This window comes from Vibrio sp. YT-19(2023), from assembly GCF_033337395.1.
In genome coordinates, this window is the sequence record NZ_JAWOQN010000010.1 from 88,978 (window position 1) to 115,134 (window position 26,157).

Below are 26,157 nucleotides of genomic sequence, written 5' to 3' on the forward strand. Positions count from 1 at the left end.
TCTAAACCAAGCCCGGCACTCGCCGGGCTTTTTTGTCTCTCCGCTCTAATTGACCAAACAGGGCAACTACAGATGCAGGCTTGTATCCATATCCCGAATAAACTGCCAACTGATGAAAAAGTAACTGACGGTTAAAGGATAGGTATGTTGAAACAAGCAATAGCACCAGTGCTCATGCTGCTTAGTACTGTAGCAACAGCGAAAGATTTTACTGCTGCTGATGTGCAGAAAGCAGAGGCAAAGATTACTGGAATGGTTGAGTTGCCAATTTATGGCATCAATGCAGTAGAAAGTGACGGTCAAATCGTGTTTTTGTCAGAGAATGGACGCTTTGTTATTTCAGGACAAATCTACGATCTCTGGCAAAAGAAGCCTCTCAGTACGTTGACAGAAATGCGCGATGTCGCTGACCGATTTAGGCTACGTGACATGAATGTCGATATAGATGCGATGAATGTGGCAAAGCTTGGGACTGGCCCAAAAGAAGTAGTGGTCTTTGTTGACCCTCAGTGTGGTGCCTGCCACCAGCTAATGGAAGAGGCGAAAGCTCTTAAAGATGAATACACGTTTAAGTTTGTCGTGATACCTATTCTTGGTGATAAGTCAAACCGTTTAGCTCGCGCTCTGTCTTGCATAACTGACCAAGATAAAGCGTTTGAAGCGCTTAGCCAAAGAAAGCTTGGTTCCTACCCAACATCATGCAGCAGTAAACGTCATGATCTCACTCTGCTTACCGCACAGTTACTAAATATTCGAGGTGTTCCTTATTTGATTGCACCTGATGGGCGAGTCAACGCTGGCCGACCACAGAATATGGACCTGAAAACATGGCTGGAGAGCGATAAATGAACATTATTACGATAAGAAAAAAGCTCCAAGAAAAGCTTATCCCAGAGCATTTAAGAGCTGCTGGGATTGTCCCCGTGCTTGCGTACTCAGAAGATGATTACACCTTCTTGATGGATGATAAAAGCATTGGCTTTGGTTTCTACTGCCATCCTCTATGCGGGGCTGACGAAAAGATTCAAGAGCGTGTTAATGGTTTTATGAACCAGGAGTACCCGGCCAAAACCACCATGCAGTTTATCTTGTTTCGATCTCCTGACTTAAACCATGAAATGTATCGAATGATGGGGTTACGTGATGGTTACAGAGATGATCTGTTGACCTCTTCAATCGAGCAGCGAATGGAGTTTCTTCAAAAACATACGACCGAGAGAATGGTTGCCAAATGTAAGAAAGGAACATTTGATCTTGGTCTAATCCACGACCTAAAACTGTTCGTCACCGTAAAAGTGCCCATCAAACATGCCAATGAACCGTCTCAGGAAGAACTAGACTCTCTGGCAAACCTACGGACTAAAGTTGAGTCTTCACTAAGAACGATTGGTGTTCACCCTGTCCCCTTAACTGCTGTCGGTTACATCAGAACAATGAATACCATGCTCAATTGGGGGCCTGAGGCATCATGGCGAACAGATGGTTGCGATTGGGAAACAGACAAGCCCATTTGTGAGCAAATTTTTGATTACGGCACAGATTTGGAAGTTGATAAGAGCGGTCTACGTTTAGGCGATTATCACGTTAAGGTTATGTCTGCGAAGAAAATGCCCGACTCTTTCTATTTCGGTGATGCAATCACCTTTGTTGGGGATCTCAGTGGGGGCAACTCAGCTATTCGTGAAAACTACATGGTCGTGACAAACCTGTTTTTCCCAGAGGTTGAAAACACCAAGAATGCACTTGAAAGAAAACGTCAGTTTACAGTAAACCAAGCATACGGGCCTATGCTGAAATTTGTTCCAGTACTTGCTGACAAAAAGCATGACTTTGATGTTTTGTATGAGTCATTAAAAGAAGGCTCAAAACCTGTCCGTGTAAGTTACTCATTGGTGCTTTTTGCTCCTACAGCTGAACGCGCTCAAGCAGCAGCAACAGCGGCGCGTAACATCTGGCGCGAGAACCGCTTCGAGATGATGGAAGACAAATTTATCTCGTTACCAATGTTTATCAATTGCTTGCCATTCTGTACCGACCGAAAAGCCGTAAAAGATCTGTTTCGTTATAAAACCATGACCACTGAACAGGCATCAGTTCTATTACCGGTATTTGGCGAGTGGAAAGGGACTGGCACTTTCCACTCTGCATTGATTTCTCGTAACGGACAGCTAATGAGCTTGTCTTTGCATGATAGCGACACGAACAAAAACTTAGTGGTCGCAGCGGAATCTGGATCGGGTAAAAGTTTCCTTACCAACGAATTGATATTCAGTTACTTGTCTGAGGGGGCTCAAGTTTGGGTTATAGACGCAGGTAAGTCATACAAAGACCTGTGTGAACTGCTGAAAGGGGACTTTGTGCATTTCGCCGAAGGCTCCAACATTTGTTTGAACCCATTTGAACTGATCACGAACTGGAAAGAAGAAGAGGATGGTGTTGTCTCTATCGTCAAAGCTATGGCATCCGAGAAAGGCTTGTTGGATGAATACCAACTCGCAGGTTTAAAGCAAATTATGAACGAGCTCTGGGAAGTTATTGGCCGTGATATGACTGTAGACCACATCGCTGATAAGTGTTGTGAGTCTGATGAGCAACGAATTAAAGACATCGGTCAACAGCTATATGCATTCACATCAAAGGGTAGTTACGGTAGCTACTTCTCTGGTTCGAATAACGTTAACTTCCAAAACCGTTTTACAGTCCTGGAGCTTGATGAGCTACAAGGCCGCAAGCATTTACGTCAGGTTGTTTTGCTGCAAATGATTTACCAGATTCAGCAGGAAATGTTCCTCGGTGAACGTAACCGTAAAAAAGTCGTCATCATTGATGAAGCATGGGATCTGCTTAAAGAGGGTGAAGTTAGTACATTTATGGAACACCAATACCGTAAGGCAAGGAAGTACGGTGGAAGTATTGGTATTTGTACTCAGTCGATCAACGACCTGTATGAAAACCCTGTGGGTCGCGCTATTGCTGAGAACTCAGCTTCCATGTACCTACTTGGTCAGACAGAAGAGTCAGTAGAATCCGTAAAACGAAGTGGCCGTCTGTCTCTTTCCGAAGGTGGTTTCCATACCCTAAAAACTGTTCACACCATTCTAGGTGCTTATTCAGAAATCTTCATTAAATCAAAAGCTGGCATTGGTGTTGGCCGTTTGGTTGTAGGTGATTTCCAAAAACTACTTTATTCAACAGACCCGGATGACATCCGAGATATCAATAAGTATGTAGATCAGGGCTTAAATATCACTGACGCAATACGTCAAGTAATGCATCAACGTGGCATGGCCGCATAACTAAAAAGGAAAGGATGATGAACTTTAAATCAATTTTAATTGCGGCGTTGTTAGGTGCAGCTGGTGGATTTGGTGGTTCTTATTACTTCATGGTCAAAGAAACCGCAGCACTTCATGACCGATTAGCGTTAACGCCTCCAGTAGTTGTTGTGGATTTCACGAAAATTGCGAGCTCATACCCATCCGGAGCTGATGAGGCTGAGATCGAACAATTGATGCTTAAAACAAACAACGCAATCTTCAAACTCAAAGAAGCGGGGTACTTGATTATTGATGGTGCCGCTACTTTAGGTGCCCCTGAGGATATTTATTTACCTTCGGAGGTAATACTGGAATGAAGCTCATTGTTAGAAAAGAATCTTGGAAGCGATTTGCTTTAAAGGCTGCAATTGTACTTGCTCTTCTTTGGGTTGCTGGGACGTCCTTTGCGGGACGTTACCGAATCGGTTATGACCCTCAATTAGAGCGATGTTTACCTAATCATTCTGTCTACCTTATCGACCTAAAAGATAAAGAACTCCATAGAGATGCTATTTACGCCTTTTCAGCAAAGGGTATGGAGCCACTTTATGATGATGGAACAAGGATGTTAAAAGTCCTTTCCGGGATGCCAGGCGATACTGTTGAAGTCAATAAAAACTGGGAAGTTGTAGTGAACGGAGAGGTTAAACAAGTAGGGTTACAACTGGCTAATAAGTTGAATGTTCCTGCTAGTCATTTCTTTGGGAAAGGTGTTCTTCCAGAGAAACATTATTGGTTTCTCGGGGAAAGTATATCGAGTTTTGATTCACGCTATTGGGGAGCTGTAAAAGATGAGCAAATCATTGGCCGCGCATATCCGCTTTTCTAAATTGTCTGTATTAGTTGCGGCCCTCATTTCAAGTTCTGTTTTTGCTAGTAACAGTCCTCTAACTAGCGAGGATATGGCTATCATCGAGCAAGGAAGAGAGTTGGCAGAGAAGGCTCGCCAAATGGAAGAGCTTCCTGATTGGGCGAAGAATAAAAATCTAGATCAATCTCAGGTAGAAGCACGTCAGTTTTTTCAGCAATTACAAGAATCTGACCCCACGCTGAAAGCAATGGCAGAAAGACAGGCCGAAAAAAGTGTCTACACAGGGCACTCCACTCTTATTTTTGCATCTTACTCATTGGGAAAAGAAGGGCTGAAAGACGTCCTTGATACGGCATCAGGTGAAGATGATGTGGTAGTGGTTTTCCGTGGAATTCCGGATGGTATGAGCATTGGTGATGGCATCAAAGCTGTTCAAAAATTAGCAGAGCAAATGGACCCAGTGCCTAATGTCGTTATCAACTCTGTTTTGTTCCAAAAACATAATGTCACGTCAGTACCAACAATAGTCGTGCTTGAAGAAGAAACTAAGCCTGGACACGATCCCAAAGAACTCGCAAAAGTTACAGGTTTATCGACGCTGGAGTGGATAAGAAAAGAGGTGGATGCTGGTGAGTCTGGCGACTTCGGAGTTCGAGGTCCAGCAGTTGAAATTGCGGAGCAAGACTTTATCGAGAGAGCTAAAGCTCAACTAGCGGGTATTGACTGGGAAGAAAAGAAAGATCAGGCAGTAAAGCGGTTTTGGCATAACCAGCAGTTCAACGAAAGACCACGGGCACCACGATATAGAGAGCGATTGCTTGACCCAAGCATATACCTATCGAAGGACATAAGTACCGCTGAGGGAGTTGTGTTTGCTCGTAAAGGTGAGGTTATAAATCCACTTTGCGCTCACGGCGAAGAGTGTAAGCCGGGAACTCGTCAGTTTACTCAGGCCGTTATCATTTTCGACCCTTTAGATAAAAAGCAAATGGAACTGTTGACTGAACTTGTCCCTAAAGTGCAGCAAGAACGTGGGGTTCAAAGAGTCACATATATTGCTACTCAGTTTGAGCGCGATAGTGGTTGGGATTCATATAAACATGTTACGGACACAGTTGACGCTCCTGTTTATCTGCTTACGCCGGATGTAGTTAATCGCTTCCAAGTCGAGTACACGCCAACAGTAATTACAGCTCAAGGGAATAACTTTTTGGTAAGGGAATTTGATGTTAAGGAGGCTGTGGAATGAACCTGATCCCTGCATTTCAGACGATTACCTCAAATGGTAGCAATACTGTTGGAGCAGAAGTACTTTCTAGATGGCACCATCAAGGTCAAGTCTATGGTCCAGCAGACCACAAAACACCGATTAATTGGGGTATGGTGGATTTAGAGATAATGAAATCTCTGATTCCCCTTGTCCCTGTTATCGAAAGGCTTTACCCCAGTATTTTTATTAACGTATCGCCACAGACATTGAGCTTTTCAGACATGCGAATGAAGTGGTTCAAATTGTTGAAAGAGCTTACAGATAAAGCCCCATTCCAAGTAGTTATAGAAATCACGGAAAAGGTAACACCAGAACAGTTGGATAACGCATGGTCCTTACTTAGTCAGTTCAATGTTGCTTTAGCTATGGATGACTTTGGAGAAGATCACTCATCAGTTAGTCGCCTAACATCTTACTCTTGGCAATTTTGCAAAGTTGAAATAGGACAATTGAAGGGTTTGGCAGGTAACGCGGCGGTTCAGTATTGTCGTCTTAACAACATAACACCGATTGCAGAACGAGTTGAAAGTGTAGCTCAATCAGAAGTGGCAAAACTTCTTGGATTAGAGTGGCAGCAAGGTTTTTTGCATGGCAAACCCGTCACGTTCGACCTTGAAGTGAACTCATTAATAAAACAAGCACAAGTATCTGAGCCAGTTAGAGTTGGAGTTATGTCGTGAATAAAATATTGAATTCAATTTTATTAGTGGCCCTATTTGCCTTGGCGGGGACTGCTAAAGCTGATCCAGGATGCCAGAATGCAGAAGTCATTGGCCCTAAACTTTTTACTGATATCTGTTGGTCATGCATATTTCCGATTCGAGTGGCAGGGGCAACAATGAGCGGAGGTGGTGGTTCTTATCCGTCTGATGCAGTTGGGAGCCCTTTGTGTGCTTGCCAAGATAACAATGGGATACCACGACCAGGTGTAACTACGTCAATGTGGGAACCTGCTCGTTTGGTTGAATTTCAACGAGTTCCAGGGTGCTCTTCTGTGCTTAATGGAACTAGATTCCCCTTTGACAGAACGTTCCAAGGTCATCATGGAGAAGGAACGATGGACGGTGGTGATGGCTCATTTATGCATTATCACTTTTACGCCTTTCCTCTTATGACAATGTTGGAACTGTTCGTGAAGAAGACCTGCAATGCTGATGGTTACTCTGATTTAGATATTATGTACCTGTCCGAGTTAGACCCTACTTGGAACTCTGATGAACTTGCATTTTTTACTAATCCCGAAGCTGCTGCTGTCGCTAATCCTATAGCAGCGGCAGCATGTACAGCTGACGCTGCGGCTGCGAGTATTGGTAAGCCTCTCAAGCAGTTGTTTTGGTGTGCAGGTAGTTGGGGGTCAATTTACCCTTTAAGTGGAAACCAAAATGGTGGAAAAGGGGTGATCAAAGACAGTAGTCTACTTGCAACCCGTGTTCTAACAGCTTTGCATCGTCGAGGTTTGTCATGGAAGACGATGGGTTCTGATGCAATGTGTAATGGTGTCATAAGCCCAACATTACCCAAAACACAATACAAATTTACCTTATTGCATCCAGTCGCAGAAACAAATTCTTCACATGTTATCGGAGAGTCAACGTTAACGTGGGGGATAGGGAAAACAATTCCAGCAATAGGTCAAGATCCTATTTACACGATATGGCGCTGGAATGATTGTTGTAATAACTAAAGCTCAACAAAGAAATCACTAATAACTAGCCCCGTTTTGGGGCTTTTTCTTTATATGGAGGACATGAGCAGCGTAGGTAAACGACCCCAGTGTTGTCCAAAATGGACAGTTCCACAGTCTAAAGAAACTCGGTCGGGCGACTATCATGGCGATATATGTTGAGGGGTAATAAGAACGGGTTACAGGAATAAAGTAATGAGAAATTATACAAGGTTGATGAGGGCTGTCGCTTCTCTGCTAATAGTGACAACCCCTTTCTTGCCGATACATGCCTATGCTAACGGCAATAGCGCTAGTGAGGCAGGACGAGAAGCGCAAGTTTTAGCAAATGATTTAGTGTCTTCGTTCAAGTCCGCTCCAGGAGGAGTTAACAACGGAAATATTAGTTTTCCAACACTTGAAAATGGTCAATTTCAAAATGGTGGTGGAACTATAAATGTAAATGATTTATTTCCGGGTACAAGCAGCTCCAATAGTGACCCTTCAAGTTATTACTTCCCAGATGGAAACCCGAACTTAGGTGAACTAGAAGGTGTCTATAATGACAACAATGGTATGGATTCTATTGGTGGTAATGCAAAAAGCTCTCTATGGAGTGATGCTAATAGTGGGAGCCCCACCATATCAGGAGCAGCCTACAAAGTTCTCTTGGATGCAACAAACCAATCAAAGCCTGATTTCAGCAATGACCCCTTGATGAACCTTAGTAAGAAAACCTATGAAGACATTGATGTGATATCAGAAGGTTTTGGTGATTGTTCTGCTGAAACAATCATTAACAACAATACAATTGCAACGCATATACCAGATTATAGAACTTGTGAAAGGGTAACGGATAAAAGTGCCGATTGTGAAGTGTTGCATGAGTATGACGCTGAAATCATAAAATACCATGATGGCCCATTTAACATTAAGCCGTGTGGGGATGATTGTATTGAACTTTGGATCGGTAAAGTTGGCGATAACTACTGGTCAGGCTGGTGTACAATCTATGAGCAGGCAACACAGGTTAGAGTTGATAATCCTGATGCAATCATTTCAGCGACACTAGAATATGCTAAGTGGGATGACTATATGCAAGTATTAGTAGGTCCTCCTGGCAGTGAAAACAAAGTATGGCAAGGTCCGAATAGTAACTTCCCCCCAGAAACTCCCGGTGCATGTGAGCTAAGTACAAGTTGGCAAACTAACCCCAACACTGATGTGACGTCTCACTTTAAAAACACAAAACCAGGCGATGTGGTTAGTTTTAAAATCAGAGTTTCTGTTGCTGGTAATGGTGAAGGTTTTGGTCGGATAAAAATTAAGTACGATCGTTCAAAAGCAGTATTCAAAGACACATGGACCCCGCAGAGTTGTCTCGATGCAGCTGTAGGTATCCGAGATGGTTTTGCTTCTGGTCAATTCTCTTGTATTGAGCAACCATCTGATGTAAATGCGTCTGGTTGTGTAGTAAAAAATGGATTTAAAGTTTGCGAGGACATGTTGAGTGAGCCTCCTTTGCCTGGGATACCTAAGTTATGCACAAAAGTCAGAGTAAAAGCTGACTATGACTTCTACAAGGGGCAAATGGAGTGTTGGACTGACCCACAAGGAGAAATACAGTGCCCAAATAATCAAGGTGGCAACCTTGATTCATGTAAGGTTCTGGAAGATAACCCGCAGTGCGGTTTTGTTAGTTCTAAGTGTGTGGAAGGTGCTCAGGGAAGTTCAGGAACATGTTATGTGCAAGAAGATACCTTTGATTGCGGGACGGATGTTGATGTACCTACTTTAGACAAAGAAACAAACTTTACATGTGGTGGGCCAATAAAATGCATGGGTGACGAGTGCTTAGACGTTAATAAGACACAAAGTACCGACTTTGCCAGAGCTGCCGCACTGCTGAATGCTGCTCAGTTTATGACACAAGATATGGCGTGTACTGGTACTGATGGTAACGATAACCCAACAGGTACAGAAAACGTTATTTGTAAGGCTTTTGGTGGCGATCCAGGTGAATGTAAAAAAGCTGTTGGGGGGGCTCAGGATTGTTGTGAGAAACCAAGCGGCCTATCTATGGGAGACTATCTGACTCTTATGATGTCAGTTCCTAAACTGGATGGTGCCATTATGTCACTGGATAACGGCAGTGCAATTAAAGGTGCTTATCAAGCCATCCGTGATCCAGCCATTAGTGGTTGGACCGAAATCACCAAGCCGTTCACTTCATATATTGAGAACATTACAGGTGCGATTGACAACTTTACTAAACCAATCACTGACTTGGCAAAAGAGGCAATTCAGGCTCTCAAAGATGAAATCACCAAAATAACCAGTAAAGCTCTAGGGAATGCATCTGCATCAGGAAGCGCTGGTGTACCAGCTGGCGCATCGGAAGGTATGATGGAGCAAATGGTAGGACAACAGGCAGCGAGTGTACTAAGTGGTATTATGGCCGCGTATACCGCTTATGTTGTGGCTATGATGATCATTCAAATAGTTTGGAAGTGTGAAGAAGAAGAGTTTGAATTGAATGCAAAAAGAGCATTGAATAGCTGCACTAAGGTTGGTTCATATTGCAAATCAAAAGTGCTGGGAGCATGTATCGAAAAACGCGAAGCATACTGCTGTTTTAGCTCTCCACTATCACGAATTATTCAGGAGCAAGTAAGACCTCAGTTAGGAATGAACTTCGGCCCTGCAAAAGCTCCTCAGTGCGATGGTATTCCACTGGATCGTTTATCTGAGATTGACTGGACACAGGTAAATCTGGATGAATGGTTAGCTTTGCTGAGAGTTAATGGTCACTTTGACGATCCTGCTGGTATGACTTTAGACCGCCTTACTGGATCTGGTAGTGCGTTTAATGTTGATGGAACTCGACTTAATGCTCAAGAGCGAGCTGAGGAGAGATTGAAGGGGTCTGATCTCGATAAAACAAGAAAAGATGCGGGAGACTCCATCCTTCCAGATACAGGTGCTCCAGGTTATTAAAAAGACCAGTTGTATACACATTAAAGGCGCTCCCATTTTGAGCGCCTTTTTTCTTGTTTGAAATATTCGCTGAACCTGTTAGATTAAATCCATGAGGTTTGAGCGTTTCCCTCGGCATCCACCAGTGCCAAAACGTGATACCGCAAACCAGTTAACCTGAAACTAATGGCTGTGTTTGCGCGAGGTGGACGTAGCAAAAATTTTAAGCCAAGTGAAGGGATTAACTTATGGATACTCCATACCCAATTTATCCGTCTCAAACGGATGCATTCAAAAATATCGCCAAGTCATTTGCATCTCTTATAGCAAAAGAGTCCAAAACCAAAGTTCTGAGCGCATTCAAACGTAATGACTGGCTGGCTCAGTCTTTAGGCTATAAAGGACACGCAGATTTACTTCAATCGACTCAGTTTCGAAAGCAGGCCGACCAAGGCGAACCTTTAAGGTGCTTTCTTCACGAGAGCATTCGAACTGCGATCAGTCAAACATTCTCGTCAAAGATGCCAGATATACCTCCTCAAATTATTGAAAGGGCAAGTTTAGAAATGAATGACGCCGAAGTGGTTTTGTCTAATACTCACCCAGAAGCAAAATTGCCTATGATGCTTGATGAAGGGAGTAAGTATTTTTCTGGGTCATTCGAGAAAATACGAGATGAAATAAACGCTGCGGCAACGCGAAAAAATTATGTGCCTGTTCTAAAGCTCGATTTTTCAGAATCACCATTCAATGTATACGCAGTACTTATGGAACATTCTGCCCTAAAAGCATTTAAGGTAGATCCTAATCGCCGCGATGTAGAATTGATTTATCTCAAGCCCAAAGGTGATACATCTAGTAGTAATTGGAAAATTAGAGCTTCACTAGATGTTTGGGGAGCGGAAACGATCCCTGCTGACGTGCTAAATGACTGGTGTGTTTTCCGTGACTGGTTATTGCAATTCAATCTCGTTGGCCGTACTCATATCTCTGAGAGATTGAAAGATCATAGATTTATTACTTTCCACACGCAGAGTCATCCTGAATACACACTTGAAAAGTTGTACGGAGATCTGAACAGTGAAGAAGATAAAAATCTGTTGTACGCATTGTTAAACCCTAACAAACTATTGATGAATGATGAATCGTCACGAATTGATAGTCGTGGTAATGGCTTCAACAGTACATTGAAATACTCATCGGAAATTTTAAAGATGATTTCGGGAGAAAAGGGTAGCAACAACCAGCGAGGCTGGACAATTGATGGTGTGTTTGAAAATGAAGCGATAGAACACTATGAGCCCATTCAATCAGGTTATGCTTTCCGATTAAAAGGTATGTCCACGGTAGTTACAGTGACATTGACGCCGAACGCAGAGACTGGCTGGGTCGATTACAAGCTGAGTCACTACATTAAAACTCCAGAACAAATGAGCAAATATGTTCCAAGTAGACAATCGGGTGACTATCTTGAGTATGCCTTGCAACGTGGAGTAACAACGATTACCGATTTTTATAAAATCGCAGTACGCAATGGTCACATTCCAGATGACTCGTGGCTAATAGCGAATAGTTAAAGTTAATGATGACATTTTTGACTTTCACATGTGAAAGTGAGAAACACAAAAAAGCCCTTCTGTTGTAGAAGGGCTCTCAATAGATAACCGACATAAAGCGTTAAGCTGCCTTTTCATCTTCCCCAGATTCAGCATTGTCGGCTTCGGATGCAATTTCTTCATCAGTAGTTTCTTGAGTTGGAGCAGCTGCTTCAACTTCATCTTTCTTGCCTTTGGAGTGCGCTGAGATACGAGCTCGCTTCTCAATACCAATAATTCGGCCAGCAAGTTTGATTAAGCGTTGTTGCCATTGATAAGTGGCGTCTTTGCGCTGTTTGCTTGTGAGGATACTATTTAGCCATAGAGTATCGACTAACAACATCAAGTTATCTAACTTGCGCACTAGGTGAGCAAATTGAGCTACTTGTGGTGAGTTGATCTCGATATCGTACTGGTTTGGGCTTGTATATTCTGGAGCGCCTTCAATTCCGTTGTCTTCCATCAGTTTTTGTAGCTGATTAGTGGCGGTATCAAGATCAACGGATACTTTCTCGATGTGCTCCTGGATGATGCTTTCTACTTGGTCAATTTCATCTTGTTCACCAATGATTCGCAAAATAACATCAATCGAAAACAGTGAATCGGAAACGCGCTGAAAGCTGCGTTCGACTACACGTTGAGCTTGCAGACTGTTCACTTTCAGCACTCGTTTGAATACAGGGCGAGAAAGGTCCGCATTGTTGCGCTCTTTTTTGGTTGGTTGTTGTTCCAAAGAGGTTTCTGCTAAGTCTGTCATTTCTTTCTCCTTCAATTGAATACAGATACAGATAAACGCAGATACAGGATAAAAGGTCTATTGACGAATCCTTAGCTACAAATGTGCCCAGAACGGGCAGATAGAACGATTTATTACATTTTACGAGAAGTGCTATAGTAAAGACTCTTTAGTCGCTCTGCGGCTTTATGTGAGATAGCTGGTCTCCACAAACAATCAGCATTAATCATATGCCGTATGGCATTTCAAAACCCAATCGGGGGAACAATACCCCGACCAAGGGTGTTGCTCCCCTTAGTTTTATAAGGAGTAACACCATGCACATCATCACTTTCGTTTTTGTTATCGTAGCTAGTCTTGGCGCATTGTACGTAGGAGCAATGGTATTTGCGAAAGCATTTACTTTTCTTGCGTTGCAGTTCCAGAACTTAGGTTTGTTCTTTTGGAACAAAGCGAGTAACAAAGCGCGGTCTGTACAGGCCGTTATTAAAGAAAAAGCTGAACAAAAAGCGAAAGCTGTTCAGACTGCTGTTGTTCCTGAGCCTGCTCAAGAACAACCGACTCCGTCTAAACCTGTCGATGAATATGCTTATCTAGAAATTCCAACGTATATCCGTAAAGGAAAAACGCTGGTTTGGTAAGTAGATCTTTAAGGGTATAGCTCAACCAAAAGACTTGACTGATGAGATGTACAACACGTACATCTCATCAGTCATCTCTAAAAATAAAAACCCTGACGGGGGCAACTACCCCGTAGGGGTGAGTTTGTCTCTGTCGTTTAAAAACGTTCAAAAAGGAGACAAATCATGAACAAAATTACATTTACTTTCTGGAAAGCCATCTTGAATGTAGTGCTGGGCTTAGGTACTGGTGCTGTTATTACTGGTGGTATTGGTCTTATGACTGGTGGTGTACATCCCGCAGCTGTGCTCGGAGCTAATGTCGCTGCTGTTGTTATGGGATTAGTTTTCATGGCAGCTTACGTTGTTGGTTCTATCATTCTGGTAGCATTTAGTGACAGTGGATAAATAGGCTCAATTTTGAGCTTAATTTTCGTTAGGATCTGAATGACACTTTGAGGACAGAATAATGACAACAGGAAGCCTGTTATATTTTTCGCTCATCTTGGGGGGCCTGATAGCTATCATTGTTATTGGGTTAATAACCAAGAAGATTGTAGAAAAAAAGTTAAACAAAAAGCACGATAATCGTGATCAGTAATTTAACCCTGGCGGGGGACCTACCCCAGAAGGGATAGGGTATCTCTGCTTAACAAAGCAAGGTAACTTATGAATACTGTACACTTTTGTGGATATGATTGTGATGTAAGAAAGATCCAATATCCAAATCAACAATTAGCTCTAGAGCTGGTGGCCTCGGACACAAAGAATAATAGTCAGCAAGGTATTATTCCTGGAGAGCCAGTTTGTGTTGCAACGGTTTGTTTGCCTGATTTCAAGTTCAAGCCAAACCAGTCAGCGATCAGAGATTACTCTGAGTTGGCTGGTATTCTGGATGTACTTGAAGAAGCAAAAATTGTTAAACGCACAGGTCAGCAATTACCAACGGGGTATGTATCTGTTCCTGTTGTGAATGTGTTGATTTAGCTTTATAGCCAAAATAAACAAGCTCCAATGGGGCTTGTTTTCAAAGCATGTAGTGGTACGTGTTTTGAAAACAAGCGTCATGGGAGTCATGTATGGTAAAAAACATGCCAGTATCAGGTATTGCTTTTAGCGGTACTCAGGTATTTGGCGTTTCAAATTCAAAGCCTCCATAACCTGGCTCTTTGTTACACAATGAAGGACACAGGCTAAGGAGGACAGTTCATGCCAAGTAAAATCCAATACAAATTACGTCCCTTTTTATACAGCAATAGTTCACTGTCTCTGAGTAGCGTGTGTTTCGTTTTCCATTATGGAAATGTTCATTCAAAGCAAATTGGGTCAGGAGAAATATTGCATTGGGGATAAGATAGTATGAGAGTTCACTTGTATGATGATTGCGCGGGTGTGTTGTATTTAGCCAGTGGCCGAACGATATCTATCAATCCACGACAATTTTGTAGTGTTATTGAAGCTCAAGAAGTTATTACTGACTGGGCTAAGCGTTTAGGTATTATTGGTCAAAATGACACTATATCCGCGTGTTCATAATCAAATTCGGCCCAGTTTAGGGCCGAACTTACCAAGTCTTTTTAGGCATACGACAATTATGCCTAAAAAGATTTTTGCTCTCATCTGAGAGTGAAGATGCGATAGCTGGTCGCTAAAAACAAACAGCAATTAACGTTAATTGAAATAGCCCAACCGGGCACACTTAGCCCGGTACGGGTCTAGGTGTGCCCACAACCAATTAGGAGCGCACCTATGTCTCAACAATATGCAAACTTCAAAGTACGTGATGTTTTTGGTATGCCGGATATTCCGGAAAAGGTTCTCGCCAAAGGCTATGCCGATAGCAGCAATCCTTTTATTCCACAAACTCACGCCGATTACGTTTTCCGTAAGGAATTCTTGAGAGAATGCTTGGCATTTTTGAAAGATCCCAGCGGTGATGCGTACTATGTCACCGGACCAACAGGTTCTGGTAAAACTTCTGGCATTACAGAAATTACAGGGCGTCTTAACTGGCCTGTGCAACAAATTACGGCTAATGGTCGTTTAGAGTTCACAGATTTAGTTGGACATCATGCCTTGATTTCACCAAAGCCTGGAGAGACTCCCGTCATGCAATTCATGTATGGCCCTTTAGCAATCGCTATGCGTGAAGGCCATGTCCTCCTCATTAACGAGGTCGATTTGGTTGACCCAGCAGAGCTTTCCGGTTTAAACGACATTCTTGAAGGTCGTCCACTGGTTATCGCTCAGAATGGTGGAGAAATCATCAAACCACATCCAATGTTCCGCGTTATTGTCACTGGTAACAGTACAGGCTCAGGTGATCCATCAGGATTATACCAAGGCGTAATGATGCAGAACTTGGCCGCAATGGATCGTTATCGTTTCTCTGTTGTGCCATATATGGCAGAGCAAGATGAACGCGGCGTTCTGGAGCGAGTAGTTCCTCGTCTTCCTGACAACATTCGTAATGGTATGGTTCGAATTGCTAATGAAATTCGTAAACTATTTATGGGTGAAAACGGGGATGATGGACAAATCAGCATCACAATGTCTACGCGGACACTTGTGCGCTGGGCAAAACTAACGTTGCAATTTCGTGGTGCGCCAAATGCCATTGAGTATGCCTTACAACAATCATTGCTAATCCGAGCCTCAAGTGAGGAGAAAGAAGCTGTCATTCGCATAGCGAAAGACGTTTTCGGTGAGCAGTGGCGATAGGGGGATCTCATGGATACGCAAAACATGATTTGCAAACGTTACATCCGTGAACGTGGAACGACTATCGACAAGGTAATGCTTGGTTACAAGCCAGTTCAATGGTCCATCGATCCTGATGGGCCAACTGAATACCAATTGGTAGAGTTCTTTGAGTTAAACGGGTGGAAAGAGACTATCTTGCTCGATGGGCAGATAATCAGAGCCACCAGCTTAGATACGATTCCTGTCACCGTGAAAGAGAAAGAAAATCAGCATGTTGATGATCTGCTTAAAGAGGGGTACTCCTTCCTCGATGAAGTGCAGGTAAACGCCACAACAAAAGCTGTGTCTTCTCTTGAAGCCGAAACAGAATCAAAAGATGGTTACTCACTGAGCTGGTTGTTGTCATCACCTGTTGATGCTTCAAATCATGCTCTACTCCGAGGGTTTATTGTCGGGGTCTTTACTGATGGTGCATCAAAGCTTGGCTTCGATGTTGCCAGAGAGAAAGGATCTCAATCTCAATTACCTGATGTTTTAATGAGAACCAATAAAGGGTATGAGCTAACTGTAAAAAGCGGCGCTAGCGAAAACACCATCTGTCCAACGATGTTGGAAGGTGCTGGGACGCTAACTGCTTCGGATGGCTATGAGCCTTTGCTGATGTTCATTTATTTACAACGCAGATTTGAGCAGGAGTTTTTTAAAGATGATGAAAAACGCTTGGTTAAAATCTGTGGAGAAGATGGTGATCTGTTTATTTATGACGGATTTGATTCTTTGGAAGGAATATTTTTTGAGTTCGGATGGAATTACAACGAAGTTAGAGAAGCGGCAGAACGTCTTGGTTTAGTCGCCGAACTATTTCGATTGGATAACATTGATTGCGAAACCGAAGATTCCTATTTTTAACCCCTAGAGGGGCACTGTGCCCTAAGGGGTCATGGTGTCCCTTCCATCTCAACGGAGAGAACACCATGTCTACAAAACCAGAAACAAAATCATTAGTTGAAAGAATGGCTCAGCGGTTTGGGGTTGATGCTAAGAAGTTTTTTGAAACTTTAAAGCTAACAGCCTTTAAGCAGCGAGACGGAAGCGCACCAACTGATGAGCAGATGATGGCATTACTCATCGTAGCGGAGCAGTACAATCTGAATCCGTTTACGCGAGAAATATACGCTTTCCCCGATAAAAGCGGCGGCATAGTACCTGTTGTTGGTGTTGATGGCTGGAGCCGGATTGCCAACGAGCACAAGCAATTTGATGGGGTGGAGTTTGAATACTCTGAAAATCTTATTGAAATGCCCGGAGCAAAGGTGAAATGTCCAGAATGGGTGGAGTGTATCGTTTACAGAAAGGACCGTACACGGTCTATACGTATTCGAGAATATCTTGATGAAGTCTATCGTCCACCAGTCGAAGCAACGGGTCAGTACGGTCCTTACACTGTTATTGGCCCTTGGCAGACTCACACGAAACGACAGTTACGACACAAAGGCTTTATCCAAGGTCTGCGTATCGGTTTGGGGTTTTCTGGAATTTACGATCAAGATGAAGCTGAACGCATAATTGAAGGTGAAGCGCATGTTGTATCGTCAGAACAAACCACAAAACAACCAGCTGTCATTGAAGCCTCAAGTCCATTGGCCTTGGAGCATAAAAAGAAAATGGACCCACTTTTAAAACAACTTGCAGATAGAGCTATTGCGCAAAATGCGTGGTCAGCAACTCACGAGTATGTTGAAAGTCGGTTCTCTGGTGCCGAGTTGGAGTATGCGGTTCAATATTTGCGTGATGCAGAGATTGATAGCATGGAACCAGCTGTAACCCAAAAAGCTTCTATCCAGGAAAAGGGAAATGTTGACGATGTTCAATCTGAGTTACCAGATGAGCCGATTCAGCATGATCCTGATCCTCTAGAAGAAGGTTTGCATGAACCTGATCCTGAACTGGAAGAGGGTGGTGACGGCAACTACTTTTAACCCCTTGCGGGGGAGTTCCCCCGCGATGGGGACTCCTCCTGTTAAATACAGGAGAGAGCTATGAAAATCGTCAATCTATCTCAAAGGAGCGAACAATGGTTGGAATGGCGTAAAGGTGGTATTACTGCTACTGACGCCTGCATCCTACTAAATCGTTCTCCTTATAAAACGGAATGGCGACTCTGGGCTGAAAAAACAGGCTATGCTCGTGAAGTCGATCTAAGTCTAAACCCTCTGGTGCGCCAAGGGGTTGAAAACGAAGATAAAGCAAGACGTGCATTTGAGGAGAAGTACAATGATATTCTCTTACCTGTTTGTGTCGAGTCAGTTCAATATCCATTGTTTAGAGCATCGCTCGATGGTCTACGAGGCAATGGTGAACCTGCTGAGCTGAAATGTCCTAGCGAAACGGTCTGGAACGATGTTTGTTCTGAACTAAAAAACAGCAAGGCTTATCAGTTATATTACCCTCAAGTTCAACATCAGTTGTTAGTTACTGGTGCAAAGCAAGGGTGGCTAGTTTTCTACCGAAATGGGCAACTCAAGGAGTTTGTTATCACCCGAGATGAGCCTATGATAAAAGAAATTGTGGCTAAGGGCACAATCTTCTGGAAAAGAGTCACTGAGCGTAAAGAGCCTGAGAAAGACCCCAAGCGAGATCTTTTTATACCGCAAGGTAAGGAAGTGAACGAGTGGATTTACGAAGCGGAGCAGTACCGACTTTATGACGCAGAAATTAAGCAGTTGGAAGATAGGTTGCAAGCGTTGAAAGATAAGCGGCAACCTCACCTTGATAAAATGAAGTCTTTGATGGGTGAATATTTCCATGCGGATTATTGCGGTGTAATGATCACTAAGTACAAAGCCGCTGGTCGGGTAAATTATCAAAAGCTACTTGAAGAAAAAGGTTCGAATATCAAGCCTGAGGATCTTAACTCGTATAGAGAGGAGACCTCAGAACGTTACCGAGTAACGGTTACAGGCTCTGTTAACCCGAGGTACATTCAAGATGAAGAGGTTTTAGCCCCTTTAAACGATGTGTCTCTAGAAGTAGAGTCAGCCTATTTTTAGGCATAAATAACAAGCCCTTTGGGGCTTGTTTCTAAAGCATATCGCGTCAGTGTGTTTTAGAAACAAGCAACAAAGGGCATCTACAATGAAAACACAGAACTTCAAGCTCATGTACCTACATGGTGGCCGCTGGCTAGAACGTGTCTACAAAGATACGATTTATGCCAATGTACAAAGAGTGGCAAACTCTTTCCCAAAAAGTGTTACCTGGTACATTGAGCCTATGTGAAATGTAGACATGAAAGGGGGAATGTATTCCCCCCTTTTCCATTGAAGATTGCTTTTTCGGTCTTCAACGGAAAAGGACGAATTCTACTCTCATCGAGAGTGAAGACGCGATAGCTGGTCGCTAAAAACAAACAGCATCAAACTCATTTCAATTTAACCCAACAGGGGAGCTTCTCCTGTTCGGAGTTAGCCTCCTGTCTATTGCACTAGGAGGCAACCATGAAAAACTACAAGCTATGTTATAAAAAGAAAGGTTCTCCGAACTGGATGACCCGAGTATTTAATGACACCTTGTACGACAATGTTCAACGTGTTGGAAATTCATTTCCATCCACCTTTACCTGGATGATTATTCCTGCGTAACTCACTTTAACTTTATAGCCCAACCGGGCACATCATGCCCGGTTCGGGACATGGTGTGCTTTCACTTTGCTGGAGAATAAACCATGTCAAAAGTTAAACATCTCGAAAATCTATGCGTTATTAATGCTGATTTTGATATCTGGAGTGGGCAAACTCGTTTGTCTGCATCTGACTTTAAATTGGGTGCTGGTGGTGAAATTCCACCAGAGAAAGTAGCTCAATTAGGGTCGAAAAAAATCTGTGATCCAGCGAAGCTGAAAGGCTTTCATCGCTTGAAAACAGAAACTCGACGTTTTTTGCTTAGCTATGGTATGCCATTCATGAATGGCTATGCTGTACCCGTAGCAAAAACTGATGAGATTTGCGCCAAGTTGGACAAGATTGACGTCGAAGTTCAACAGTTAAAACACGAGTTCGTTACTGGCTACAACAATGCCGTTGATGAATGGTGTCGAGAAAACCCTGAATACGAGACTGCTATTCGTGCTGGAGCTCTTCCTCGTGAAGAAGTAGAAAAACGAATTGGTTTTGAATATCAGGTGTTTATGGTTCAACCTACTCAAGATGAGCAAAGCGCACACAGACTTAATCGTAAGGTTGAGGAGTTGGGCGATGATCTCATTGCTGAGGTGGTAAATGATGCCAATGATTTTTACAACAAACGTTTAGCTGGGAAGATGCATGTAGCAACAGCTACAGGCGCAACGCTAAAAAACCTACGTGATAAAGTGGATGGACTGTCATTTTTGAACAGCGCATTCACTCCGCTCGTTAGCCTGCTCGATCAAACACTAGCAGGGTACGAAAAGCACGGAGCTGGAAAGCGTAATATTGAAGGTATGTTCGTCTTTCAAATTATGGCCGCTGTATTAATCATGTGTGATCGCAAACGTATTCAAGAATACGCTGGTGGTTCGCTTAGTGTTGATGATGTAGCCAAAACCTTGACCAGAGATGAACTCAGCTCATTAGAGTCTGGAGCTTCTGATCAAGAAGATGAAAGTGAAGGTGTTGAGAGTGATGAGGCACTGGAACAACCATACGTTCAAACACAAAGCCAAGAAGTTAACCAAGAAGATGGTGAACAAGTTAATAACTTAGAACCTGAAACTATTTTGGATGACTTCGAAGCGTTTTTAGCCAACCGCACATCCAGTGCAAACCAAGATGACGAGGAAGATGATGCTTTGGAAGACAAAAGCGATGTCTCTTCTCAGACTCTGTGGGATGCAGACCTAAATTGTGATGACATTCCAGTGGAAGACTATAGCCAAGACCCAGCAGATTATGTTGGCAAGGACTTTGGTCAATCTCACTCTAATGATCATGTTGTAACTCAACCTGAACAGCAACCAACTGAGCTTGATGATCAGGATTGTTATTTTTAACCCCCTCGGAAGGGACAACCACCTTTCCGAGGGTGGTTTGTTTCTTCTGTCCAAATTGGAGAAGAAATATGTCTAAAAAACGTACTGTTTATAATGCTTTACCCATCGTAGCTGCTGCTTATGGCGAGAAGTTTGGTGTGAAAGTTGCCTTGGGGTCAGATACCGCAAGCACTGATGGTCAAACTATCGTTATTCCAAATGTTCCAGATGACTATCCAAATATGGATGCTGTTTGGGGCTACTTGGCACATGAAGCTGCACACGTTCGGTTTACGGACTTCAATGTAGAAAGGCGACGCGGCTTGCACGCTCACCTAACAAACGTCATTGAAGATTGTCGTATTGAAAGAGCAATGCCTGGGGTCTATCCAGGAACAGCTTTGACACTGCACGAGATGGCTCGATACATGCTTCAAGCAGGCCATTATGAACCCGTGAGAGATGAAGACCACCCTGCATCCATCCTGTCTGCATACTGCTTGTATTGGTTGCAAACAGTTGGTGTAGGTCAAACTGCATTGCAAGAGCGTTTAGATGGCGCAAAAGCTGTGTTTGAAAGAGTTTTCCCTCAAGGTGTTGTTGTAAGGCTTAATGCCTTGCTACGTAAATGTGTGGACGCCAAATCAACTGCAAACGCTGCATCTCTTGCTGATGACATCATTAAGATGATCGAAGAAGAGAAAGATAGTGAAGAGCAGCAAAATCCGAAATCTCAACGTGAGCAATCACCTGAGCAGAAGGATAAAAGTAGTGACGACTCTCAAAGTCCAAATGGGCAGGAACAGTCGTCATCTAATGGCAATGATGAAAATAGCCAAGAACAACAGGGTGGCAGTAGTGGAGCGCAAAGTGAGCAAAATGAAAATAGTCCCGAAGTTCAAGGTAATAATAGTGAAGAGAACGCGAGCGGTAACAGTTCTCCTCCTAATGCTTCTCAATTGCTACAACAAGTACTAAGCGCTGGAAACAGTGATTTGCCTAAAAATGCGCAAGACGCTTTGAAGCAAGAGCTGAATCTGGTAGCCCAGCAAGAAGGTGATGATCGTTACCAAACAGTACGGTCAGCAATGGATATCCATGATCACAAAGAAGCTGGGCAGCGTCTCAATGGAGATGTGAAAAGTACAACTTCAAAAATCCGACAGCAGCTTTATGGATTGGTGCAAGCCAGCCAAAGAACTGCTCATAGGAACCAAAGAAGTGGAAAGCGTGTAGACACTCGTCAACTACATAAAGTTGTCATTGGAGATACTCGTATTTTCCAGAGGCCAGAAGCTAAGAAGCGCCCTAATACAGCGGTTCACATTTTGGTCGATATGAGCTCCTCAATGGATAGCCCTGCCGGAAACGGTAAGCGCAGGGAAGATATTGCAAGGGAAGCCTCTTTAGCTATTGCATTAGCTTTAGAAAGCATTCCAGGGGTTAATCCAGCAGTAACGTTTTTCGGTAACAACTCCAATGTTCCTGTGTACAGCGTTGTAAAGCATGGTCAAAAAGTACAAAACCAAACTGGTAAATTTGTCTTCAATTCACGCGGTGGTACACCGATGGCTGAGGGCATTTGGTATAGCGCATTTGAGCTAACCAAAACCAGAGAGGAACGTAAAATGATGATAGTTGTGACAGATGGTGCGCCGAACAATGCACTGGCCTGTCACAAAGTTATCGGACTGTGTGAAGCCAGTGACATAGAAATGATTGGTATCGGTATTGAAACTACAGCCGTTAATCGACTGTTCAATACGAACATTGTCATCGAAGATGCTGCGGATCTACAAAAAACACTGTTTAAGTTAATGGAGCGATCGTTGACCGCTTTTTCTGCTTAATCAGTCCATGTATTGGCCCTATCCCGTCAGGGACGGGGCCTATTCATTTTAGGCGTCTAACTCCCTGATAGGGGGATAGCGTTGTATATTATTAGGGAGTATTTAATCATGATTATTGGGTATCAAATTGAAGATAAGCATGGTCGTAATTGGCATGACAACATTGACCGCGCTGACAACCCCTGCACGGTTCTAAGTGAGCAAAGTGCCATTAAAGAACTTAAAATACTGCAAAAAACCAGACCTGAACGCGACTTTAGAATGATTGCTGTATTAGAGGGTGACATTGAGTATCCATTTTTTGAATGGTCACTTACTGCGGCTAACGATCAGTATAAGACGCTTGGTGTTAGCATTTGTCATATTCCATTAGATGAGCATGAAGCACTAAATGAGCTATCCTATGCTCCAGACTGCAATATGATAATGGGTCGAAATACTGGCTGGCTCATCAAACTGTACGATGAACCTGAGAACAATCTTGGATATAACGGTATGGGGGAAGAATTTCACAATATCTTAGTTTCGGCAGTTAAAGCTGGGTATCGCATGATTGAAATTGATGCTGATGCTCAAGTTCATGACCAGTTCCCAATATTTTAATAACATTTAATACGCCCAGTCTCTTATCTGGGCTTTTACTTCACACCCATTTTGAACCTGGTGGGCCAACTACCAGAAATAGGCGTCGGGTTTCCCGGCGCTTTCCTTGAGCCTTTCACTTTCACATGTGAAAGTCGAGAGATTCAAGGAAAGTGCCTTGTGCGCTGATGTGCGATAGCTGGTCGCCAAAAATAAACAGCATTAATTCACTTTTTATCACAGCCCTCGGGCACATCTTGCTCGACGGCATAGGTGTGTCCAATTTTTATGGAGAACAACCATGACTATCGCTCACACCGATACTGACTTGAAAATACAATCAGCTTTCCTTTGCGTTTTGACAGAGGGTTTTGATTATCCTACTGCACAAGATGCCTATGAGGCATATCGTGTGGCCGCAAACGTAGCAATCAAAAATCCAGAGAAGAAAATTTCTGATATGGGAATTAGCCTTTCTGGCCGACTGTTACCATCTCATCTCAAGACCTGCGCAGAGCTTGTCGATAGTGTTGACTATCTGGTTAGCACTATCAGTCTAGGGGTGGAATATTTTCTGGATCTTGCACAAGGCAAACACAGCTTGTTAACGGACCCAGAAAGCCTCATTGAATTAGATGGGGATGTGTTCAGAATCCATGAAACTAAACTTAGTTTGATGTCCATTGAAACTCCGTTGGAGCGTCGTATTCCCGTTACCGACCTAGAAACCCAAAAAGTTTATGGTTGGACTATTGATGGGGTTCTCGATGTTATTAACCGAGATAGAAGTCCTGATTGGAGTGATTACACTGAAACAGATTGGGTTGACGGTTGGAAGGAGTGGGTGGTTCCGGAAGGATACTATCAAATCCAAGAAGAAGACTTGAGACCTGACTACTTCACAGATAACAGTTCTGAATTGTCGGATGAAAAAGTGTTTACACGTATTAAATCTGTCCAAAAAGAACCAAATGGTACTTTGACGGCAGGTGATGTATACGACGCAATTCATGACGATATGAAGGCTGTAATCGACGGACCGTATCTGATTAAAGCTAATGGTGCATTAGTGACAGATACGGAACTAGAGGAGGTTTGCTTGACACTCTATTTTGGCGAAAAATACAGCCAAAGTATCATGATCAACTTTGATGAAATCTATAACGGCGTATTCCATGATGATACGACAATAAGTTTTTATTCAGGTTCTTTAAGTGAGCGACTCACATTAACTGTTGAAAAAATGCAGGTTGGTGTGAAGGCGAGCGGAAACATTCTTTCAATAGGTGAAGTCCACTACAACGTCTTTGACGCAACAGGGGAGTATGGAGCTGAAAATGCACTTGAGGCAATGAAAGCTTTGGGTAAACCAATGTTGTCGGCAGAGCAACTGTATAGCTCTCTCAAAGAGTTATGCTCAGAGACAAAAGGGCAGTTCCAGATTATGGAAGCCCGAATCTAATACATTAACCCTTTCGGGGCCACTTGCCCTGAATGGGCAGTGGTCTCTATTAGCTGGAGAATCACAATGACTACACTCGCATCCTTAGAATCAACGCTTAATAACGACATGGCAATGCGCCGTTTCTTAGATACTTTAAACCGTAATGAAATGGAGCGCTTATCTGGTGAGATTCACGCAAAATTCTACTGGAATAAGCGTAATCCACAGTGGTATAGCAGTGACAATGCTCGCTTATTTGCACTGCTGAATCGTGCCAAACGCATCATTAAGAAGCGACTTAAAACAGGACGAGTTAAACCAGAACAAACAGAGCATGGTTCGATTATCGAACGTAGTCACTTTCCACTAGGAGATACACTAACCTTTTGGAATTGCTACCTGAACGACTCTTGGAGAATTGCTCATCAAGACTCGTCATATAGTGCGTTCTGGTATAACGAGCGTGAGCTCAAATTGTGTACCTACTGTGAAGGTGATGTGGTCTTTATGACAGCTCCCAATGAGGAGATATATCGTAAGGATTACGAAAACCTTGATGCATGGTACACCGACAACCTTTAACCCTATAGGGGCACCCATTGCCCCTATAGGGAGCATGGTGTGCCCACCACAAGGAGGACACACCATGTTTACTACATCTGTTTGCTCTTACCCGAATCGTGGTCATTATGGCGACAACAAGTATCGAGGTAATTGCACCGGACACATCATTAAAGACTTTATTGAGTCATATATGATGAAACCTAATGGCTTAGTTGTTGACCCTAGTATTGGGGGAGGAACCAGTACTGATGTGGCAAATGAACTCAAAGTTCGTTTTATTGGTACAGACTTGCATCAGGGGTTTAATTTGCTGCGAGATGATCTGTCTGCATTTCTTGGGGAGCCAGCCCACCTTATTTGGTGGCACCCCCCTTATGCAGACATGATCACTTTTTCTGGCAATATGTATGGTGAACCCAATAAATGGGATATGAGCCGTCTATCGTTGCCAGAGTTCGTGGAAGCTCTAGAATTAGCCATTATGAATATACATGATGCCTGTGAACCGGGAGGTCACTACGGTATTTTGATGGGAAACCTTCGACGTAAAGGCGAGTATTATAACTTGTCCAGTCTGGTTGAGCGTTTGGCTCCAGGTAAACTCGTTGATGAGATCATCAAGGTACAACACAACTGTGTCTCTGACCGGACCAACTACAGCAATAACAGTAAGCTGGTTCGTATCGCCCATGAAAAGTTACTGGTATTCAAAAAGCAAAATGCATCATCATCGCTTTCGCTTATCCCAGTAGCAGATAAACGTGCGGCCAATATGGTTGGAGTTACATGGAAAGCAGTGTTGCGTCGAGTGTTACAGGGTAAAACCTTATCGTTAGATGCCATTTACCAACAAATTGCACCTTACGCGAAACACCGACAAAACGAACACTGGCAAGCCAAGGTTCGTCAAGTGCTGCAAGATGAACGATATTTTGTTCGAGTGGATTCTGGGGTTTATACCCTAACAGAGTGAAAGCTAATGTTGACACCTAGAAAGGGCAGTTCCACATTAGAAAAA

Annotated in this window: 25 protein-coding genes; 24 read left to right on the forward strand and 1 reads right to left on the reverse strand. The window is 43.2% G+C overall.

Annotated elements, in window-relative coordinates; genetic code table 11:
* Positions 1–144 precede the first annotated feature (144 nt).
* The 9 genes from R7E78_RS09695 to R7E78_RS09735 all read left to right on the forward strand — a co-directional run bounded on the left by R7E78_RS09695 (position 145) and on the right by R7E78_RS09735 (position 11,614).
* Entirely contained in the window at positions 145–849 is a 705-nt protein-coding gene (locus tag R7E78_RS09695) for a DsbC family protein (protein WP_014386716.1), read from the forward strand.
* Entirely contained in the window at positions 846–3,296 is a 2,451-nt protein-coding gene (gene traC, locus R7E78_RS09700) for a type IV secretion system protein TraC (RefSeq protein WP_014386717.1), read from the forward strand. The genes R7E78_RS09695 and traC overlap by 4 nt, the downstream gene beginning before the upstream one ends.
* A 14-nt stretch (positions 3,297–3,310) precedes the next feature.
* On the forward strand, positions 3,311–3,634 hold the full coding sequence (locus R7E78_RS09705; RefSeq protein WP_014386718.1) for a hypothetical protein: 324 nt from the start codon (positions 3,311–3,313) through the stop codon (positions 3,632–3,634).
* Positions 3,631–4,146, forward strand: a complete 516-nt coding sequence (locus R7E78_RS09710; RefSeq protein ID WP_069541826.1) for a S26 family signal peptidase — start codon at positions 3,631–3,633, stop codon at positions 4,144–4,146. The genes R7E78_RS09705 and R7E78_RS09710 overlap by 4 nt, the downstream gene beginning before the upstream one ends.
* Positions 4,109–5,377, forward strand: coding sequence for a TrbC family F-type conjugative pilus assembly protein (locus R7E78_RS09715; RefSeq protein WP_014386720.1), 1,269 nt, complete (start codon positions 4,109–4,111; stop codon positions 5,375–5,377). Before R7E78_RS09710 ends, R7E78_RS09715 begins: the two co-directional genes overlap by 38 nt.
* Positions 5,374–6,078 (forward strand): EAL domain-containing protein, encoded by a 705-nt coding sequence (locus R7E78_RS09720; RefSeq protein WP_014386721.1) that lies wholly within the window; start codon positions 5,374–5,376, stop codon positions 6,076–6,078. Before R7E78_RS09715 ends, R7E78_RS09720 begins: the two co-directional genes overlap by 4 nt.
* Positions 6,075–7,082: a TraU family protein gene (locus tag R7E78_RS09725; RefSeq protein ID WP_014386722.1), complete on the forward strand. Its 1,008-nt coding sequence runs from the start codon at positions 6,075–6,077 to the stop codon at positions 7,080–7,082. Before R7E78_RS09720 ends, R7E78_RS09725 begins: the two co-directional genes overlap by 4 nt.
* Before the next feature lie 195 nt (positions 7,083–7,277).
* Entirely contained in the window at positions 7,278–10,058 is a 2,781-nt protein-coding gene (traN, locus tag R7E78_RS09730) for a conjugal transfer mating pair stabilization protein TraN (protein ID WP_014386723.1), read from the forward strand.
* A gap of 227 nt (positions 10,059–10,285) precedes the next feature.
* Positions 10,286–11,614 carry a hypothetical protein gene (locus R7E78_RS09735; RefSeq protein ID WP_181382972.1) on the forward strand — a complete coding sequence of 443 codons (1,329 nt, stop codon included), beginning with the start codon at positions 10,286–10,288 and terminating at the stop codon, positions 11,612–11,614.
* Between the two features lie 100 nt (positions 11,615–11,714).
* Here the strand turns inward: R7E78_RS09735 and R7E78_RS09740 are convergent, their stop codons facing one another.
* Positions 11,715–12,389: a DUF1845 domain-containing protein gene (locus tag R7E78_RS09740; protein WP_014386731.1), complete on the reverse strand. Its 675-nt coding sequence runs from the start codon at positions 12,387–12,389 to the stop codon at positions 11,715–11,717.
* A 296-nt stretch (positions 12,390–12,685) separates the two neighbouring features.
* On the opposite strand from R7E78_RS09740, the gene R7E78_RS09745 reads away from it, so the two are divergent.
* The 15 genes from R7E78_RS09745 to R7E78_RS09815 all read left to right on the forward strand — a co-directional run bounded on the left by R7E78_RS09745 (position 12,686) and on the right by R7E78_RS09815 (position 26,112).
* Entirely contained in the window at positions 12,686–13,009 is a 324-nt protein-coding gene (locus R7E78_RS09745; protein ID WP_138221980.1) for a hypothetical protein, read from the forward strand.
* Between the two features lie 165 nt (positions 13,010–13,174).
* The gene (locus R7E78_RS09750) at positions 13,175–13,396 is read left to right on the forward strand and encodes a hypothetical protein (RefSeq protein WP_014386733.1); all 222 of its coding nucleotides are present in this window, start codon (positions 13,175–13,177) and stop codon (positions 13,394–13,396) included.
* Positions 13,397–13,657: 261 nt separating this feature from the next.
* Positions 13,658–13,975: a hypothetical protein gene (locus tag R7E78_RS09755; RefSeq protein ID WP_138221981.1), complete on the forward strand. Its 318-nt coding sequence runs from the start codon at positions 13,658–13,660 to the stop codon at positions 13,973–13,975.
* A gap of 372 nt (positions 13,976–14,347) precedes the next feature.
* Positions 14,348–14,524, forward strand: a complete 177-nt coding sequence (locus R7E78_RS09760) for a hypothetical protein (RefSeq protein WP_153274587.1) — start codon at positions 14,348–14,350, stop codon at positions 14,522–14,524.
* A gap of 213 nt (positions 14,525–14,737) precedes the next feature.
* Positions 14,738–15,709: an AAA family ATPase gene (locus R7E78_RS09765; RefSeq protein ID WP_069541831.1), complete on the forward strand. Its 972-nt coding sequence runs from the start codon at positions 14,738–14,740 to the stop codon at positions 15,707–15,709.
* A 9-nt stretch (positions 15,710–15,718) separates the two neighbouring features.
* Positions 15,719–16,600 carry a hypothetical protein gene (locus tag R7E78_RS09770; protein WP_014386737.1) on the forward strand — a complete coding sequence of 294 codons (882 nt, stop codon included), beginning with the start codon at positions 15,719–15,721 and terminating at the stop codon, positions 16,598–16,600.
* 65 nt (positions 16,601–16,665) lie between these two features.
* Positions 16,666–17,670 (forward strand): phage recombination protein Bet, encoded by a 1,005-nt coding sequence (gene bet, locus R7E78_RS09775; RefSeq protein WP_130268209.1) that lies wholly within the window; start codon positions 16,666–16,668, stop codon positions 17,668–17,670.
* Positions 17,671–17,730: 60 nt separating this feature from the next.
* Positions 17,731–18,741, forward strand: coding sequence for a YqaJ viral recombinase family protein (locus tag R7E78_RS09780; protein ID WP_053309197.1), 1,011 nt, complete (start codon positions 17,731–17,733; stop codon positions 18,739–18,741).
* An 85-nt stretch (positions 18,742–18,826) separates the two neighbouring features.
* Positions 18,827–18,970, forward strand: a complete 144-nt coding sequence (locus R7E78_RS09785; protein WP_017085247.1) for a hypothetical protein — start codon at positions 18,827–18,829, stop codon at positions 18,968–18,970.
* 445 nt (positions 18,971–19,415) lie between these two features.
* Complete coding sequence (locus R7E78_RS09790) at positions 19,416–20,720, forward strand: DUF3150 domain-containing protein (RefSeq protein ID WP_138221982.1); 1,305 nt, start codon at positions 19,416–19,418, stop codon at positions 20,718–20,720.
* A gap of 68 nt (positions 20,721–20,788) precedes the next feature.
* A complete protein-coding gene (locus R7E78_RS09795) occupies positions 20,789–22,549 on the forward strand; it encodes a VWA domain-containing protein (RefSeq protein WP_138221983.1) in 1,761 nt (586 codons plus the stop codon).
* A gap of 108 nt (positions 22,550–22,657) precedes the next feature.
* Entirely contained in the window at positions 22,658–23,152 is a 495-nt protein-coding gene (locus R7E78_RS09800; RefSeq protein WP_014386743.1) for a hypothetical protein, read from the forward strand.
* A gap of 280 nt (positions 23,153–23,432) precedes the next feature.
* Positions 23,433–24,593 carry a hypothetical protein gene (locus tag R7E78_RS09805; RefSeq protein ID WP_138221984.1) on the forward strand — a complete coding sequence of 387 codons (1,161 nt, stop codon included), beginning with the start codon at positions 23,433–23,435 and terminating at the stop codon, positions 24,591–24,593.
* 66 nt (positions 24,594–24,659) lie between these two features.
* Positions 24,660–25,157, forward strand: a complete 498-nt coding sequence (locus R7E78_RS09810) for a hypothetical protein (RefSeq protein WP_138221985.1) — start codon at positions 24,660–24,662, stop codon at positions 25,155–25,157.
* 64 nt (positions 25,158–25,221) lie between these two features.
* A complete protein-coding gene (locus tag R7E78_RS09815; protein WP_014386748.1) occupies positions 25,222–26,112 on the forward strand; it encodes a restriction endonuclease subunit M in 891 nt (296 codons plus the stop codon).
* The last annotated feature ends 45 nt before the right edge of the window (positions 26,113–26,157 follow it).